This is a genomic window from Mycoplasmatota bacterium (genome assembly GCA_018394295.1).
Classification (GTDB): domain Bacteria; phylum Bacillota_I; class Bacilli_A; order Haloplasmatales; family Haloplasmataceae; genus JAENYC01.
In genome coordinates, this window is sequence record CP074573.1 from 94,727 (window position 1) to 111,782 (window position 17,056).

Consider the following 17,056-nt stretch of genomic DNA (forward strand, 5'->3'; position numbering starts at 1 on the left):
AAATAATACTGAAGAGCAAGAAAAAACTTGCTCTTTTTAGTCTCATTATTATACTTATTTTAGATGCCTGTTTAATGACTCTTGTTTTGTTGCTAATTGAGAATTATTTTCAATAATAGTTTGTAATTGATAGGTATTTTCAATTAGAGTGATTATTTACATAAAGTAGATTGGTTTTATTGATTTTAAAAATGGAAATAGTATAATTATTAATAATCATTGAAATAAATGAAGGGAGTTTTTATATGCAGCCAACTGTTGGAAGGGAAAAAGAAGCACAGAAAGTTACCCTGCTTGGAATGCTTGTGAATTTTATATTGGTTGTTTTTAAATTTTTAGCGGGTATCTTAGGAGGAAGTGCTGCGCTAGTTGCCGATGCTATCCATTCTTTATCCGATTTTATAAGTGATATTATTGTTATCATTGGGTTTAAGTTTACCTCTAAACCGGCTGATGAAGATCACAACTATGGTCATGGTAAAGTAGAAACAGTCTCAACTGTAATCATTGGATTATTACTCGTAATAATCAGTGTTGCATTATTTAGATCAAGTGGAACCACTATCTACAAGTTTTTCTTCGAAGGTGAAAAAATACTAGTTCCTAAATTCTATGTTTTATTTGCGGTGCTTGCTTCTATTATTTTAAAAGAAATTATCTTTCATATAACGAAGGCTGTGGGTAAAAAAATTAATAGTGAAGTCATTATCGCGAATGCTTGGCATCACAGAACGGATGCATTATCTTCTGTAGCTGCCTTTATTGGGATTGTATTAGCGATTAGTTTTGGTGAAGATTTTGCAGTATGTGACCCAATTGCTTCATTTGTCGTAAGTATTTTTATTTTTAAAGTTGGATTTGGCATCTTATTATCAAGTTATAAACAACTGATTGATACCTCTCTAACCGTTGATGAAGTGAAAAAAATTGAAGAAACAATTAAAAGTATTCCTCAAATAAAAGACTATCACAATATTAAAACAAGAAGAATTGGGTATTATGTGTCTATTGATGTGCATATCTTAGTTGATAAAGATTTAAATGTCGAACAAGCACATGATATTGCGACAACTTTAGAAGATAAAGTACATGATGAATTTGGTCAAGAAACATTTATCAGTGTTCATATTGAACCCTTTATTGAAAAATATATATTAAATAAATAAAAAATTAATATATTATTGAATAAAATTAATGTTTTGTCTATAATAGAGGTAATATAAAGGGGGATTTCACATGATTGTTTTAGATGAGTTAAAAGTGGTTGATGTTAGTTTCGCTTTAGATTTAATAGGAGGTAATGACCAAATATATCATAAAGTGGTTGCAGTTTTTTTAGAGAACCAAAGTCATTTAATTGAAGAGATTGAAAAAAAATTGGAAGAAGATATGGATGAGGTTCGAATTCTTGTTCATACATGTAAAGGTATTTCAAAAAATTTGGGTTCTGTTCAATTATATGAAGTTTCTCGTTTATTTGAAGATGCCATTATCAAAAGAAACCATGATTTAATTAGTCGCTATTTTAAACAATTTAGTAGTATTTTCTCTCAAGTTTTAAAAGAGTTAAAAATAATCCAAATGCAGAATAATTAGGAACTAATATAATATTATTTTACCTATTAATTATGAATTAGTAGTATTCTATTGTTTTTGTTTTTTAATGATGAAAATTCTATCAAAAATAGAGTTAAGTATTCATAATACAATATTATCATTGGATTAACGAAAAAGATATTGGAGTACTTCTTTTTCGTTTTTTTTTATGTTAAAATGTTTATACTATGATGTAAAGGTGATAATAATGGATTTTGAGAAATATGCCAATAGTAAAGCATATTCATTTTTTGATATACTTTATAAATTAATGGTAATCAATTGTTTATGGTTTTTTTCATTGATTATTGGGTTAGGATTTTTAACATTTTTACCAGCAACAATAAGTTTATTTATATTAGTTTATTCTTTGATGAAGGAATCAGAGTTTCCAGTTTTCAAATCATTTTGGACTATATTAAAAAAGAAATATTGGAAAGGTCAGATTGTATTTTTATTGATGCTTATAATGGGTTTGGGTCTTTATTTTAATTTTAGAATCTATTATATCAATCATCTTCAAAATTATGTTAGTAGTATAGGGTTTTGGTTAACATGCATTCTTATATTAGTTTATTTACTTACTTTTCTTCAGGTATTTATGATATTTATTTATTTCCCAAAATTTAATGCCTTTCAAATCATTAAATATGCTTTTCTTTTTGCATTAGCCTACCCATTTCGTTCGCTTTTTTTACTTTTAATCTATGGGTTAGTAACCCTAGTTCTTTTCATGTATCCTTTTATTATACCACTTATTTTCTTACTAGTTGTTTCATTACTTGCTTACCTCTCAATTAAAGTGATGAAACCTAGATATGATAAGGTTTTAAAAGATAAGACCCCTTTAGATATATATGACTACATTGATTAATTGTGATTTTTATTTACAAATCAAAATATTAATGATATAATACATAGTTGTGGGTTATCACCTAATAATATATTAGGCGTATAACGCATTCCTTGCTCATGTTATGTGGGCCATAGACCAAAAGGAGGTGTCAGAATGAGAAAATACGAAATTATGTTTATTATTCGTCCGAATTTAGATGATGAATCAAGAAAACAAGTAATTGAAAATTTCACTAATATTTTAACAGAGCGTAAAGCGGAAATCGTGAAAGTGGATAACTGGGGATTAAAAACTCTAGCTTATGAAATCAACGATTTACGTAAAGGACATTATGTTGTTATGCAAGTTAATGCGCCACTTGAAGCAGTTAATGAATTTGAGCGTTTAGCGCGTATTAGTGAAGATATCATCCGTTACATCATCATTAAAGATGAAGAATAAAAAGGATGTGGATTAAATGTTAAATAAAGTAGTATTAATCGGAAGATTAACAAAAGATCCTGAAATCAGGGTTACAACTACAGGCATATCTGTGGGAACTTTCTCACTAGCTGTAAACAGAAATTATACATCATCAAATGGAGAAAGAGAAACAGATTTCTTTAACTGTGTTTGTTATCGTAAATTAGCTGAAATCGTTGGACGTTATGTTAAAAAAGGTCAATTAATTAGTGTGGATGGTCGTATTCAAAATCGTTCTTATAATGCTCAAGATGGAACGAAACGTTATATTACAGAAATTATTTGTGAAAATGTTGTCTTTTTAGAATCATCTAGAAGTCAAAATACAAGTAATAATAGTTATCAACAACCACAACAACCACAACCAACTTTTAATATAAATAGAGAACAACCTAATTTTAACAATAACAATCATAATAATTATTCAAAACCAAAAGATAATTACTTTGAAGATAATCCTAATGTAGATATATCAGAGGATGATTTACCATTCTAAGAAGGAGGTAGTAAACAATGGCTGAAAGACCACGTCGTAATTTTAGAGGTAGAGGTCGCCGTCGTAAAGTTTGTAGTTTTTGTGTTCACAACAAAAATCATGACGCTAAAGACAGACATGTTTCTATAGATTATAAAAATTCTGATTTATTAAGAAAATATGTATCTGACCGTGGTAAAATTTTACCAAGACGTGTGACAGGAACTTGTGCAAAACATCAACGTGAATTAACAACTGCGATTAAACGCTCAAGACATGTTGCATTGTTACCATTTACAAGAGATTAATTATATGACCCCTTAAAAGGGGTTTTTTTTATTGCTTTTTTTAGATTTTTCTAAAATATTTCTTTTATTGTTTGATTTATTATTATAAAATAGAATTATCAGATACGATAGGAGAAATAAGATGGGGAGCTATATTTCTGTTGGTTTTGTATTTAGAAATAACAAGTTGAACTTAAAAGAAAAGATGTTTAAGTATCTTGTTGAAAGTTTACAATTAAATGATTATTCTGTACTAATTTATAAAATGTGTACGGAAATGGATGGTAAAGAATCTATTGAAAAGAAATTATTGTATCGGGATATCACAGATAAGGATTATCATATCATGACAAAATATGATTATGGAAATATCCTTTTAATGTGTCCTTTTTTAGGGATTTCGAATCAAATGATAAATATTATTTTTTATAAAGAAAATACCCATTTTGGTTTTTTAATAGAGTTATTTGAAGATGTCTTTAGAAAAAAGATAGCTTATGATAAACAAGAAGTGTTGTTAGTTGAATTCATAAAACGCTGTTATCATAATATGCCTTTTGATTATGCTATTTGTGAAAATGAAGGACAAATAGAGTTTTCACCTGATGATATTGATGCAGAAGATTTAAACTATAGTATTTTAATATTACCGGATAAAGAAGAAGGTTTCATTATTAAAAAAGGTGCGTATTTAATTGATGGTGTAACAAAAAGAGAACTATAGTAATATAGACAACATTTATTTTTATGTTGTCTTTTTTTTACCATAGATTAATTAGAAGATATTTCTAGGTTATCTAGATTTATGTTTTATAAATCCATGCTTAGGTAATTTCTTTTCACATATTTTAATTTTTTGGTTATACTATAGACGGATTGACATAAAATTGTTTTATCAAATAAAATATGCTATAATATGTTGAATGAAAAGGTGTAACCAACTTTTTGTGGTAAATAGACAAGAGGTGCTATTCTTATGGAAAATAAGTATAAAAAAAGGTTATCATTTGTGATAATGTTTTATATATTAGTATTTGCCTATATCATTTTAACTATTGTGATGAATCCTAGAACAGAAATTATATCACTTTGTATTCTTTTGGTCATTATGATGGTAACACAAGTTCTTTTTTTGTATCGATATTATACACATGATAGTAAAACAAAATCGATTGATGAATTAGGTTATCAAATTCGGAAAATCGGTTCAAGTACATTTAATAATTTTCCTGTAGCGATTATAGTATATAATGAAAAATTCATCGTTGAGTGGGTAAATTTCTTTACAAGAAAAGTACTTGGAACAAAGATTATAGGTAAACATTTAGGTGATTTAGATACAACACTTTATGAAAAATTAAGTTTAGAAAATTATGTCATTGAGATGAGTGGGAAAATATTTGAAGTCGTTCATGTCCCATCATACAGAACACTGTATTTAATTGACATTACTGAGCGAGAATCAAAAATAAGAAACTATGAAAGTAAACAATTAGCGGTTGGATACTTAGTTTTAGATAACATGGATGAAGCGATTAGAGATTTAACGGAACAGAAACGTTATTTGTTTATGGGTCGCGTTAATTCGATGTTAATTAAATATGCTAGTGAACAAAATATATTTATTAAAACATATTCTGAAGGTCGGTATTTATTATTAATTGAGTCAAATGTTTTGCATAAAATGATTGCGAATAAATTTGATATATTACAGAGAATCAAAAAGATTTCAGAACAATTTGATTCTAATTTAACGATAAGTATTGGGATTAGTTTCAATCAAAATAATTTAGTAACATTAAATGATAAAGCTTTAGAAGCGTTAGAATTAACACAAAGCCGTGGTGGTGACCAAGTCGCTGTCATTATTGGAGAAAAGGATATTCGTTTCTATGGTGGAAAATCTAATATTATAGAGAAAAGAAATCGTGTTAGATCACGGGTAGTTGCACAAGATTTATCAGAACTTGTTGATAAAGTGGATCAAGTCATTGTTATGGGTCATAAGATTCCTGATGTTGATAGCTTTGGTGCTTGTGTAGGAATCTATAATATTATTAAAAAAAGTGAAAAAGAATGTTTTGTGGTAATTGATACCAAAGAAATTGATAAAACTTTGGGAAAAGTTTTAACCTATCTGCATGAAAATGATAGTCCGATTTTAAATAAAATTATTACACCACAAATTGCGCTTGATTTAGTTACTTCAAGAACATTACTTATTGTGGTTGATACGCAAAATCCAAGTTTAGTTATTGAACCTAAATTATTAAATAAAGTGAAAAGTTTAGCGGTGATTGATCATCATCGTCGTGGTACTAAATTTATAGAATCACCGGATATTATTTATACAGAAATATATGCTTCATCAACCGTTGAGTTGATCTCTGAATTGATTGAATATTATCCTTCTAAAGTCCAAATTAGTGATTTAGATGCAACGGTGATGTTGGCAGGAATTATTGTTGATACGAATAACTTTACTTATCGTACAGGAAGTCGTACTTTTGAAGCGGCATCGTACTTACGTAAGCAAGGAGCAGATACATTATCAGTACAAACGATGCTTCGTGAAAGTTATGAAGAACATATGTTGCGTGCTGAATTATTTGAGAAAGTTGAAATCACCAAAGAAAATATGGCAATTGTCGTTGCGGATAATATTAACAATTTAACTAAGGTTAAATTAGCCCAAACAGCCGATTGGTTACTAATGATTGAGAATGTGAAAGCCTCTTTTGTCATTGGTAAAGTGGATGCAAATTTAATTGGAATTAGTTCTCGTTCGTTTGGTGAAGTAAACTGTCAAGTAATAATGGAGAAATTAGGTGGTGGAGGTCATTTTAATAATGCTGCCACGCAGTTAACTGATATGACCTTACAAGATGCGTATTACTTATTAACTGAGAAAATTGATGAATATTTAGAGGAGGAAGAAAATAATGAAAGTAATATTGTTGAATGACGTTAAAAATAAAGGAAAAAAAGGACAAGTTATTAATGTAGCTGATGGATATGCTAATTTCTTAATTAGTAAAAATCAAGCAGTTCCTGCTAGTGGTGGGAATATAAAGAAATTAGAAGAGGATAAAAAAGCTAAATTAGAAGCTGAAAGAAAAGCTTTAAAGGAAGCTAAAGAATTAAAAACAGTGGTAGATAATAAACAGTTAATCTTTAAAGTAACTGTTGGTGAAGATGGTCGATTATTTGGGTCTGTTAGTACCAAACAAATCGTTGAAGAATTTGAAAAGCAATTCGGTGTTAAATTAGATAAACGTAAAATAATGTTAGATGATAGTATTAAAACTTTAGGATATACAAAGGTTAAAGTTCAACTTCATCATGAAGTTGTCGCTGAATTTCAAGTATTATTAACGAATAAATAATAGTTTAGATAATTGTGGGTGGTAGTATGAATGCTGTTCCATTTAATAACGAAGCGGAACAATCCATCATCGGTTCGATTTTTCTAGATAATCGTGTGATGGTTCAAATTGGTGATAATATACAGCCAGAAGATTTTTATCAAATGCGTCATCAAATTTTATATAAAGCAATTGTTGAATTAACTGAAATTGGTAAACCAATTGATATTACGACAATTACAACCATATTAAAAAATAAAAATCAATATTTAGAAGTCGGTGGGATGGAGTACTTAATTGAGTTAACAGAAATTGTTCCAACAACAGCCAATATTGATTCCTATGTGGAGATTGTTCGAGAAAAAGCAATTGCTCGTAAATTAATTGATACCGCAAATCAAATTGCACAAAAAGCAACAAATGGTGATATTCATTTAGATGATTTGTTAGATGATGCTGAAAAGAAAATCATGTTGGTCGCTAGAAATCGAAGTGCTTCTGATTTTAAAGAAATTAGTAATGTCGTTCATGAAGTTTTTGAAAAGATTAAAGCACAATCAGAACATGGGATGGAAATTACAGGATTACAGACTGGATTTAGTCGTTTCGATGGATTAACATTAGGCTTACAAAATGAAGATTTATTTATTTTGGCAGCTCGTCCAGCGATGGGGAAAACTGCATTTGTATTAAATGTGGCTAAAAATGTCTCAAAGTATAATAATGATCCTGGAATCGCTATTTTTAGTTTAGAGATGAGTGCAGAACAGCTTGTCAATCGATTATTAACAAGTGAAGCCCAAATTGATGCTCAGAACTTAAGAAAAGGGCAATTAGATGGGAATGAAATCAATCGTTTATTAGTAGCTTGTGATACGTTAGCTCGTTATCATATTTATATAGATGATACACCAGGTATTAAGGTTAGTGAAGTAAGAGCGAAGTGCCGTAAATTAGTTCAGACAAAGGATAATCGTTTAGGACTCATTATTATCGATTATTTACAGTTATTAACAGGTAGTGCTAAAAATGGTGGGAATAGGGTTCAAGAAGTTTCTGAAATTTCAAGAACGCTAAAAGAAATCGCTCGTGAGTTCAAGGTACCAGTGGTAGCTTGTGCTCAATTATCTCGTCAAGTTGAAAATAGAGAAGATAAAAAACCAATTATGGCAGACTTGCGTGAATCAGGAAGTATTGAGCAAGATGCTGATATCGTATCCTTTTTATATCGTGATGACTACTATCATAAAGATTCACCTAGACCAGGTCAAGTGGATGTTATTTTCGCGAAGCATAGACATGGACCTACAGGTGAAGTATCTTTGTTTTTTAATAGACAATGTAGTTCATTTTCTGATATCGATAATTATCATAATGAATAAGAGCACAAATGTGCTCTTTTTTTATAATTAACAATAAATTTCACCTGCGAAATTAGTGGATTTAGTACAAAAAACACAAATTAATAAATGATATCATTAAAAGTATTGATAATAAACGTACTAGTGATAAAATATTATGTAGTAATTATGTTTACGTAATTATAGTATTTATACTATTATACAGGAGGATTTGTTATGAAAAAATTATTAGTAATTCTTTTTATTTGTTTTTTATCAACTATTATCGTTGGATGTGATAATTCAACAAGAATAACATTTAATAGTAACGGTGGAACAGAAGTATCATCTATAACTCAAGACTATAACACAAAAGTAACAAAGCCAACCGACCCAAGTAAAACAGGGTATGTTTTTGATGGATGGTACAGTGATAGGGATTTGTCAACAGTTTATGAGTTTAAAACAATGCCAAAAAGAAACATTACATTATATGCTAAATGGACCATAAAGCAATATACAATAACATTTAATAGTAATGGCGGATCAGGAGTATCATCAATAACACAAGATTATAACACAGAAGTAACAAAACCAAATGATCCAACTAAAATAGGATATACCTTTGATGGATGGTACAGTGATAGTGATTTGACAACAGTTTATGAGTTTACAACAATACCAAAAGAAGATATCACATTATATGCAAAGTGGATAGAATATTCAACTGAAGGTTTGAGGTATACCCTTTTAGAAGATAATACATATTCTGTAACTGGATATAGTGGGTCAGACCATAATGTTGTTATTCCTAGTGTTTACAATGGATGTTTAGTAACAGAAATAAATACTATGGCATTTTATGGGACAGGTTTGACAAGTATAACAATACCAAAAAGTGTAACAACAATAAGAAATTCAGCTTTTCATGGTATAACAAGTCTCACAACTGTTATATTTGAAGAAGGAAGTCAATTAACAACAATAGGAGATTACGCATTTTTTGGAACAAGTTTATCTAGTATAGCAATCCCAAAAAGTGTAGTAACAATAGGTGATAATGCTTTTTTAGATGTAACAAGTTTAACAACAGTAATATTTGAAGAAGGAAGTCAATTAACAACAATAGGTTATGCTGCATTTTCTGAAACAGGCTTAAAAAGTATAACATTACCTAATAATTTAACAACAATAGGATGGTTGGCATTTCATTGTACAAGAAATTTAACAAGTATAACAATACCAAAAAGTGTTACATCAATCGGAAGATCTGCATTTGCTGGTACGGTAAGTTTAACAACAGTAATATTTGAAGAAGAAAGTCAATTAACAACAATAGGACCAGGTTCATTTTCTTCTACAATAAGTTTAACAAGTATAACTATACCAAAAAGTGTAACTACAATAGGTGAATATGCTTTTCATGGAGCAAGAAGTCTATCAACAGTAATATTTGAAGAAGAAAGTCAATTAACAACAATAGGAGATTACGCATTTTCTGGAACATGTTTAACTAATATAACAATACCAAAAAGAATGACATCAATAAGAAATTATGCTTTCCATGGTATAACCAGTCTAACAAATGTTATATTTGAAGAAGGAAGTGAATTAACAACAATAGGAGATTACGCATTTTTTGGAACAAGTTTATCTAGTATAACAATACCAAAAAGTGTAGTAACAATAGGTGAAAATGCTTTTCGTGGTATAACAAGTCTAACAAATGTTATATTTGAAGAAGGAAGTCAATTAACAACAATAGGTTATGCTGCATTTTCTGAAACAGGTTTAAAAAGTATAACATTACCTAATAATTTAACAACAATAGGATGGTTCGCATTTAATTGTACAAGAAATTTAACAAGTATAACAATACCAAAAAGTGTTACATCAATCGGAGAAGCTGCATTTGCTGGCGCGGTAAGTTTAACAACAGTAATATTTGAAGAAGAAAGTCAATTAACAACAATAGGACCAGGTTCATTTTTTTCTACAATAAGTTTAACAAGTATAACTATACCAAAAAGTGTAACTACAATAGGTGAAAATGCTTTTAGTGGAGCAAGAAGTCTATCAACAGTAATATTTGAAGAAGAAAGTCAATTAACAACAATAGGAGATGATGCATTTTCAACAAGTTTAACAAGTATCATAATAACTGCTACAACACCACCAACAATAAATTATCCTGTAGTTAAACATAGTAACTTAAAAATCTATGTTCCAACTGATTCTGTTGATGATTATAAAGAAGCATGGTCATTTTATAGCAGTATTATTTACCCGATTTCAGAATCGTAATTATTCTAGTAATTAAATATAATTACGAATAATTTTATAGACGAGTATCGATTATTTTGTGGTTACTCCTACAAGTTAATTACTCAAGACATCTTTTACAAAAGGTTAGTGGAAGTATGGAAATTAATGGAGATAGAGTTACTTGATTATTAAGAAATCAAAAAAAATATATATTAGGAAGTTAATATAAATATAACAATAGATACGGAGGGTTTTATGAAAAAATTATTAGTAATTATTTTTGTTTGTTTTTTATCAACTATTATTGTAGGATGTGATAATTCAACAACAATAACATTTAATAGTAACGGTGGAACAGAAGTATCATCAATAACTCAAGATTATAACACAAAAGTAACTAAGCCGGATGATCCAACTAAAACAGGATACTTTTTTGATGGATGGTATAGTGATAGTGATATAACAACGATTTATGAGTTTACAAAAATACCAAAAAAAGATATCACCTTATATGCTAAATGGAATATCAAGCGATATACCATAACATTTAATAGTAATGGTGGAACAGAAGTATCATCAATAACTCAAGACTATAACACAAAAGTAACTAAACCAAATGATCCAACTAAAACAGGATATGCGTTTGGTGGATGGTATAGTGATAGTGATATAACAACAGTTTATGATTTTACATCAATACCAAAAGAAGATATCACATTATATGCAAAATGGATAGAACTTTCAACTGAAGGTTTGAAGTATACTCTTTTAGAAGATAATACTTATTCTGTAGAAGGATATAGCGGTTCATACCCTTATCTTTTGATTCCAAAAGTTTACAATGGGCGTGCAGTTACAGCAATAGATTCTTATGCATTTTCAGGAGTAACAAGTTTAAAAAGTGTAACTATTCCAAATAGTATAACAACCATAGGTGGTTTTGCATTTTATTTAGATTCAAATCTAACGACAGTCATATTTGAAGAAGGTAGTCAATTAACAACAATAGAATTTTCCTCATTTGCGGAAGCAAAAAATTTAACAAGTATAACAATTCCAAATAGTGTAACAACAATAGAACAGGGTGCATTTTCAGGAGTAAGAAGTTTAAAAAATATAACAATCCCAAGTAGTGTAACAACTATAGGATCGCGTGCATTTGACAATACAACAAGTTTAACTAATATAACTATTCCTAGTAGTGTAACATCAATAGGTAATAATGTATTTTCAGAAGCAACAAGTTTAAAAAGTATAAATGTTGATGTTGATAATCCTGTATATAGTTCTAAAGATGGAGTTTTATTAAATAAAAATCAAACTAAAATTATTTGTTATCCAGCAGGAAAAAATGAAACTACGTATACAATTCCAGATAGTGTAACATATATTAGTAATCAGGAATTTAAAGGAGCAACAAGTTTAGAAAGTATAAAAGTTGAAGTAGATAATCCTGTATATAGTTCTAAAGATGGAGTTTTATTAAATAAAAATCAAACTAAAATTATTTGTTATCCAGCAGGTAAAAATGAAGCTACCTATACAATTCCAGACAGTGTAACAAGAATAGGTAATTATGCATTTTATAAGGCAACAAATTTAGAGAGTATAACAATTCCAGACAGTGTAATAAGAATAGATGATTTTGCATTTTATAAAGCATCAAATTTAACAAGTTTCACAATTCCAAATAGTGTAACATCAATAGGTAATTATGCATTTAAAGGAGCAACAAGTATAACAAGTATAACAATTCCAAACAGTGTAGCAATAATTGGTATGGGTACATTTGAAGGAGCAACAAGTTTAAAAACCGTAATATTTGAAGAAGGAAGTCAATTAACAAGTATAGGTTACTATGTATTTAAAGGAGCAACAAGTTTAACAAATATAACAATTCCAGATGGTGTAACAACAATAGGTGAGGGTGCATTTGAAGGAGCAACAAGTTTAACGAGTATAACAATTCCAAATAGTGTAAAAGAAATAAAATCTAAAACGTTTAAAGGAGTAACAAGTTTAAGGACAATAATATTTGAAGAAGAAAGTCAATTGTCATACATTGGTTGGTCTGCATTTGAAGGAGCAACAAGTTTAACGAGTATAGCAATTCCAAATAGTGTAAAAGAAATAAAATCTAGAACGTTTAAAGGAGCAACAAGTTTAGCAAGTATTATAATTCCAGATAGTGTAGAAACAATAGAATCTTATGCATTTGAAGGAGCAAGAAGTTTAACGAGTATAACAATTCCAGATAGTGTAATATCGATAGAATCTTATGCATTTAAAGGAGCAACAACTTTAGTAAGTATAAATGTAGATGTTAATAATCCTGAATACAGTTCAAAAGATGGAGTTTTATTTAGTAAAAATCAAACAACAATAATTGCTTATCCAGCAGGAAAAAATGAAATAACTTATACAATTCCAGATAGTGTAACAATCATAAGTAATTATGCATTTGTTGGAGCAACAAGTTTAACAAGCATAAATGTAGGTGTTAATAATCCTGAATACAGTTCAAAAGATGGAGTTTTATTTAATAAAAATCAAACAACAATAATTGCTTATCCAGCAGGAAAAAATGAAATAATTTATACAATTCCGGACAGCGTAGAAACAATAGAATCTTATGCGTTTTATAAAGTAACAAGTTTAACTAGTATAACAATTTCATATAGTGTAACAACCATAGGATGGTCTGCATTTGAAGGTGCAGAAAGTTTAACAAGTATAAATGTAGATGTTGATAATCTTGAATACAGTTCTAAGGATGGAGTTTTATTTAATAAAAATCAAACAGCAATTATAACTTATCCAAAAGGAAAAAATGAAATAACCTTTACAATTCCAAACAGTGTAACAACCATTGGTAGTCATGCATTTGAAGGAGAAACAAGTTTAATGAATCTAACAATTTCAGACAGTGTAACAACAATAGGAAATCATGCATTTGAAGGAGCAACGAGTTTAACAAGTATTATAATAAATGCTACGACTCCACCATTAATAGAAAATATAGGAGTTTCGAATAGTAATTTAAAAATCTATGTTCCATCTGATTATATTAGTATTTATAAAGATGCATGGCCTAAATATGCTAGTATTATTTACACAATTGAGAATAATAATTAATTTACGCTAAATTCAATTTAAGTGTTGATATTTTTTTATTGTTACATCTATGATGTAATAAGTCACTTTATAATGAAATTATAAAGTGAGGTAATTAGAATGATAAATAAAATAGATTTAATTAATGAATTAAATAAACTATCTATAAAGAATTATGAAGATGTTTTTAGTTTCATTATGTCTTTCAATAACCCTATAGAATCTAAAAGCGATATTTGTTTGAATTGTCCACATTGTGGTTCAGTTGAGTTTGTTAAAAATGGAAAAACAAACAAAGGAATTCAAAGATACATTTGTCGCGAGTGTAATAAATCATTTTGTGATACATCTAACACTCTTCTTTATAGAAGTAGATGTACTGAAGATATATGGCTAAAATTTATTGATTGTGAAATATCAGGATTATCTTTAAAAGAAACTGCTTATTATAATAATTTAAGTATCACAACTTGTTTTTATATGCGACATAAGCTTTATAAAGCAATCAGAAACTTAAAGATGAAGGAAACTTTATCTAGTAAAGTTGAATTAGATTGTATTTATACAAAGATAAATCTTAAAGGAACCAAACCATCAAATATGCCTAGACATAGTAAAAAAAGAGGTAATACATCTGCTTATTCAGGAATATCTCATCATAAAGTTTGTATTGTTGCTGCAATCGATGAAAATGATAATATGTTGCTTGAGATAGCTGGAGTTGGATCGGAATCAATGGAAAAATACACTAAATATACCGATAAATTTATGGATACAACTTTAATTATTTCTGACAGTAAACCATGTATTCAACAATTTGCGAATAATTTAGGTGTTAAGAATGATAAAGTTCCTGTGATAGCTAATAAAAAACGTTATACTACTAATCTAGGTAATAGTTTAGGTGATATTAATCAATTGGCTACCGGGATTACTAAGATTATAAAAAATAGTCATGGTGTATCTATAAGACATTTACAAGATTACTTATCATTTTACCTATATAAAAAACAATTACATTATAGAACTAATCGAAAAGATCATGCAAATATAATGTATAACTTATTAAAATACAATCATCATTTATCTAATAAGGATACGTTAAATTTTGATTATCCAATATCTTTAAAAGATGCTTATTATGAATATCGATATGGGATCTTTGCATAATCATCAACACTTAAATTGAAAAGAACGTTAATTAATTAAATCTATATAATTTTTATTATAAAAGATAAACAGAAGTCATATTTTTGTGACTTCTTTCTTTTCGTATTTTTTCTAGATTATTAATGAATAGGATATCCATGAATAATTATTAAACCTTTTTTGTTTGATATTTATGTCTGGTTTGTAATCGATAATATTTGGTATAATAATTAAGAATAAAATGATGCAAATCCATTGTTGAATTAGCTGAAATTGGGTATAATAGATTAAGTTTTGTGAAGGAGAACTTATAGTATGACAAATAATAAATATAATCTCACCCGTGGAGATATATTACCTCAATTATTAAAAGTTTCATTACCAGTCATGTTAACATCATTGATGCAAATGGCTTATAACTTAACAGATTTGCTTTGGTTAGGTAGAGCTACAACAATTAAAGATATTAATACGGGTTATATTGCTAGTGCTGGTTTTGGAGGGTTTTTCACTTGGTTAGGTATCGCTATTGTTTTACTCGTTAAAATTGGAACAGAAGTTTATGTTTCTCAATCAGTTGGTCGTCAAGATGAAAATAGTGCCCGAATTTATGCGAGAACTGGTGTACAACTTGAAGTAATATTAGCGCTTATATATGCAATTATCATTTTTTCTTTTGCCCCTTTCTGGATGGGTTTATTTAATATTGAAGAAATAGATGTATTTAATAATGCAGTATTATATCTTAAGATAATTTCTTTTGGATTAGTGTTTTATTTAGTAAATCCTGTATTTAGTGCTACCCTTAATGGAACTGGAAATACAAAAATTCCATTCATTATAAGTGCAACAGGATTAGTTTTAAATATGATACTTGATCCAATTTTGATCAAAGTTTTTCATTTAGACATTACGGGAGCAGCTATTGCTACGGTCATTTCTCAATTTACTGTCTCATTAATTTTTGTCATTTATTTTTATAAGAAGAATACTTTATTAAGTAAAGCCCATTTTTTTAAAGGAATTGATAAAGAAAAAGCACTAGCTATTTTACGGTTAGGTTTTCCTGTTGCCATACAAAGTGCTTTATTTACTTTTATTTCTATGTATATTGCTGGTATGGTAAGCCCATATAATAAATCAGCCAATGCGGTTCAAAAGATTGGCTCTCAAATTGAATCATTATCGTGGCTTGTCGCTGGTGGTTTTCAAACAGCACTTGGTGCTTTTGTAGGACAAAATTATGGTGCTAATCAACCAAAACGGGTATTAAAAGGAATCAGATATTCACTTTTATCGATGACGATTTATGGTGTTATTATTTCTGTTATTATGTTTTTTCTAGCTGAAGGTATTTTTAGAATATTTACAGATGATAGTGAAGCGATTATTAGAGGAATTGATTATTTACATATTCTAGCATTTTCACAGTTATTTATGATAATTGAAGCTTTAATTGGTGGTGCCTTTAATGGTTTAGGAAAAACCATTCCACAGTCTATTGTTAGCTTGTTATTTAATGCTTTAAGAATTCCTTTAGCTTATTTCTTTATTAGGTTCTATGGATTAAATGGCATATGGATAGCAATATCAATTTCCTCTATTTTAAAAGGAGTAGTCATTTATATTTGGTTTAAACTATATATTAGAAATAGTACCTTATTTAAAAATATTGATTTGTCAAAAGCTTATTCAAGTGATAAAATAAAGGTATAAAAAAATAAGGGGTTGATTATATGTCACAAAAATATGAATATGATGAAAAAACCAAATCTTACATTCCAGTTGATGATGATAAACTAGATAATAATAGTAATAGTGATGATAAATTAATTGCTATTCTGATTTGGGCTGCCAATTTTGTAATTCCTCTAATCGCAGGTATTATTGCTTATCTTTATTATGAAAACAAAAATGATTTCTTAAGAGATACCGCAAAAGAATCATTAAATTATGGAATATCTCTACTGATATATGGTATGATTTCGACTGTCTTTACTTTTATACTTATTGGATTTTTACTTTATCCTGTAGTCTTCTGTTATTATGTGGCGATTCCAATTGTTGGTTTATTAAAAGCATCTGAAATGAATGTATATAAACCTCATTTTACCATTCGATTTATAAAATAATAAAGGAGAGGTGTT

The 17,056-nt window shown here is 28.6% G+C and carries 15 protein-coding genes; all 15 read left to right on the forward strand.

Annotated elements, in window-relative coordinates; all coding sequences use genetic code 11:
- Window positions 1-245 precede the first annotated feature (245 nt).
- Window positions 246-1,166, forward strand: coding sequence for a cation transporter (locus tag KHQ81_00445; GenBank protein ID QVK18222.1), 921 nt, complete (start codon window positions 246-248; stop codon window positions 1,164-1,166).
- 70 nt (window positions 1,167-1,236) lie between these two features.
- Window positions 1,237-1,596 (forward strand): Hpt domain-containing protein, encoded by a 360-nt coding sequence (locus KHQ81_00450; GenBank protein QVK18223.1) that lies wholly within the window; start codon window positions 1,237-1,239, stop codon window positions 1,594-1,596.
- Window positions 1,597-1,804: 208 nt separating this feature from the next.
- On the forward strand, window positions 1,805-2,470 hold the full coding sequence (locus tag KHQ81_00455) for a DUF624 domain-containing protein (GenBank protein ID QVK18224.1): 666 nt from the start codon (window positions 1,805-1,807) through the stop codon (window positions 2,468-2,470).
- 135 nt (window positions 2,471-2,605) lie between these two features.
- Window positions 2,606-2,893, forward strand: a complete 288-nt coding sequence (locus KHQ81_00460; GenBank protein QVK18225.1) for a 30S ribosomal protein S6 — start codon at window positions 2,606-2,608, stop codon at window positions 2,891-2,893.
- A gap of 16 nt (window positions 2,894-2,909) precedes the next feature.
- Window positions 2,910-3,410: a single-stranded DNA-binding protein gene (gene ssb, locus KHQ81_00465; GenBank protein ID QVK18226.1), complete on the forward strand. Its 501-nt coding sequence runs from the start codon at window positions 2,910-2,912 to the stop codon at window positions 3,408-3,410.
- Window positions 3,411-3,427: 17 nt separating this feature from the next.
- On the forward strand, window positions 3,428-3,697 hold the full coding sequence (gene rpsR / locus KHQ81_00470; protein ID QVK18227.1) for a 30S ribosomal protein S18: 270 nt from the start codon (window positions 3,428-3,430) through the stop codon (window positions 3,695-3,697).
- A 121-nt stretch (window positions 3,698-3,818) separates the two neighbouring features.
- Window positions 3,819-4,400, forward strand: coding sequence for a hypothetical protein (locus KHQ81_00475; protein ID QVK18228.1), 582 nt, complete (start codon window positions 3,819-3,821; stop codon window positions 4,398-4,400).
- A 252-nt stretch (window positions 4,401-4,652) separates the two neighbouring features.
- The gene (locus KHQ81_00480; GenBank protein ID QVK18229.1) at window positions 4,653-6,641 is read left to right on the forward strand and encodes a DHH family phosphoesterase; all 1,989 of its coding nucleotides are present in this window, start codon (window positions 4,653-4,655) and stop codon (window positions 6,639-6,641) included.
- A complete protein-coding gene (gene rplI, locus KHQ81_00485) occupies window positions 6,619-7,062 on the forward strand; it encodes a 50S ribosomal protein L9 (GenBank protein QVK18230.1) in 444 nt (147 codons plus the stop codon). Before KHQ81_00480 ends, rplI begins: the two co-directional genes overlap by 23 nt.
- A gap of 26 nt (window positions 7,063-7,088) precedes the next feature.
- Window positions 7,089-8,423, forward strand: a complete 1,335-nt coding sequence (dnaB, locus tag KHQ81_00490; GenBank protein QVK18231.1) for a replicative DNA helicase — start codon at window positions 7,089-7,091, stop codon at window positions 8,421-8,423.
- Window positions 8,424-8,618: 195 nt separating this feature from the next.
- Window positions 8,619-10,685, forward strand: coding sequence for a leucine-rich repeat protein (locus KHQ81_00495; protein QVK18232.1), 2,067 nt, complete (start codon window positions 8,619-8,621; stop codon window positions 10,683-10,685).
- Between the two features lie 216 nt (window positions 10,686-10,901).
- The gene (locus tag KHQ81_00500) at window positions 10,902-13,781 is read left to right on the forward strand and encodes a leucine-rich repeat protein (GenBank protein QVK18233.1); all 2,880 of its coding nucleotides are present in this window, start codon (window positions 10,902-10,904) and stop codon (window positions 13,779-13,781) included.
- 99 nt (window positions 13,782-13,880) lie between these two features.
- Window positions 13,881-14,930: an IS1595 family transposase gene (locus KHQ81_00505; GenBank protein QVK18234.1), complete on the forward strand. Its 1,050-nt coding sequence runs from the start codon at window positions 13,881-13,883 to the stop codon at window positions 14,928-14,930.
- 294 nt (window positions 14,931-15,224) lie between these two features.
- On the forward strand, window positions 15,225-16,625 hold the full coding sequence (locus KHQ81_00510) for an MATE family efflux transporter (protein ID QVK18235.1): 1,401 nt from the start codon (window positions 15,225-15,227) through the stop codon (window positions 16,623-16,625).
- Between the two features lie 20 nt (window positions 16,626-16,645).
- The gene (locus tag KHQ81_00515) at window positions 16,646-17,041 is read left to right on the forward strand and encodes a DUF4870 domain-containing protein (GenBank protein ID QVK18236.1); all 396 of its coding nucleotides are present in this window, start codon (window positions 16,646-16,648) and stop codon (window positions 17,039-17,041) included.
- Window positions 17,042-17,056 lie beyond the last annotated feature (15 nt).

Excerpts from the sequence above, each read along its gene's own strand:
- KHQ81_00515 (QVK18236.1), top strand. The coding sequence starts at position 16,646 with ATGTCACAAAAATATGAATATGATGAAAAAACCAAATCTTACATTCCA.
- KHQ81_00460 (QVK18225.1), top strand. The coding sequence starts at position 2,606 with ATGAGAAAATACGAAATTATGTTTATTATTCGTCCGAATTTAGATGAT.
- KHQ81_00475 (QVK18228.1), top strand. The coding sequence starts at position 3,819 with ATGGGGAGCTATATTTCTGTTGGTTTTGTATTTAGAAATAACAAGTTG.
- ssb (QVK18226.1), top strand. The coding sequence starts at position 2,910 with ATGTTAAATAAAGTAGTATTAATCGGAAGATTAACAAAAGATCCTGAA.
- KHQ81_00445 (QVK18222.1), top strand. The coding sequence starts at position 246 with ATGCAGCCAACTGTTGGAAGGGAAAAAGAAGCACAGAAAGTTACCCTG.
- KHQ81_00455 (QVK18224.1), top strand. The coding sequence starts at position 1,805 with ATGGATTTTGAGAAATATGCCAATAGTAAAGCATATTCATTTTTTGAT.
- KHQ81_00510 (QVK18235.1), top strand. The coding sequence starts at position 15,225 with ATGACAAATAATAAATATAATCTCACCCGTGGAGATATATTACCTCAA.
- KHQ81_00495 (QVK18232.1), top strand. The coding sequence starts at position 8,619 with ATGAAAAAATTATTAGTAATTCTTTTTATTTGTTTTTTATCAACTATT.
- dnaB (QVK18231.1), top strand. The coding sequence starts at position 7,089 with ATGAATGCTGTTCCATTTAATAACGAAGCGGAACAATCCATCATCGGT.
- rpsR (QVK18227.1), top strand. The coding sequence starts at position 3,428 with ATGGCTGAAAGACCACGTCGTAATTTTAGAGGTAGAGGTCGCCGTCGT.
- KHQ81_00480 (QVK18229.1), top strand. The coding sequence starts at position 4,653 with ATGGAAAATAAGTATAAAAAAAGGTTATCATTTGTGATAATGTTTTAT.
- KHQ81_00500 (QVK18233.1), top strand. The coding sequence starts at position 10,902 with ATGAAAAAATTATTAGTAATTATTTTTGTTTGTTTTTTATCAACTATT.
- rplI (QVK18230.1), top strand. The coding sequence starts at position 6,619 with ATGAAAGTAATATTGTTGAATGACGTTAAAAATAAAGGAAAAAAAGGA.
- KHQ81_00505 (QVK18234.1), top strand. The coding sequence starts at position 13,881 with ATGATAAATAAAATAGATTTAATTAATGAATTAAATAAACTATCTATA.
- KHQ81_00450 (QVK18223.1), top strand. The coding sequence starts at position 1,237 with ATGATTGTTTTAGATGAGTTAAAAGTGGTTGATGTTAGTTTCGCTTTA.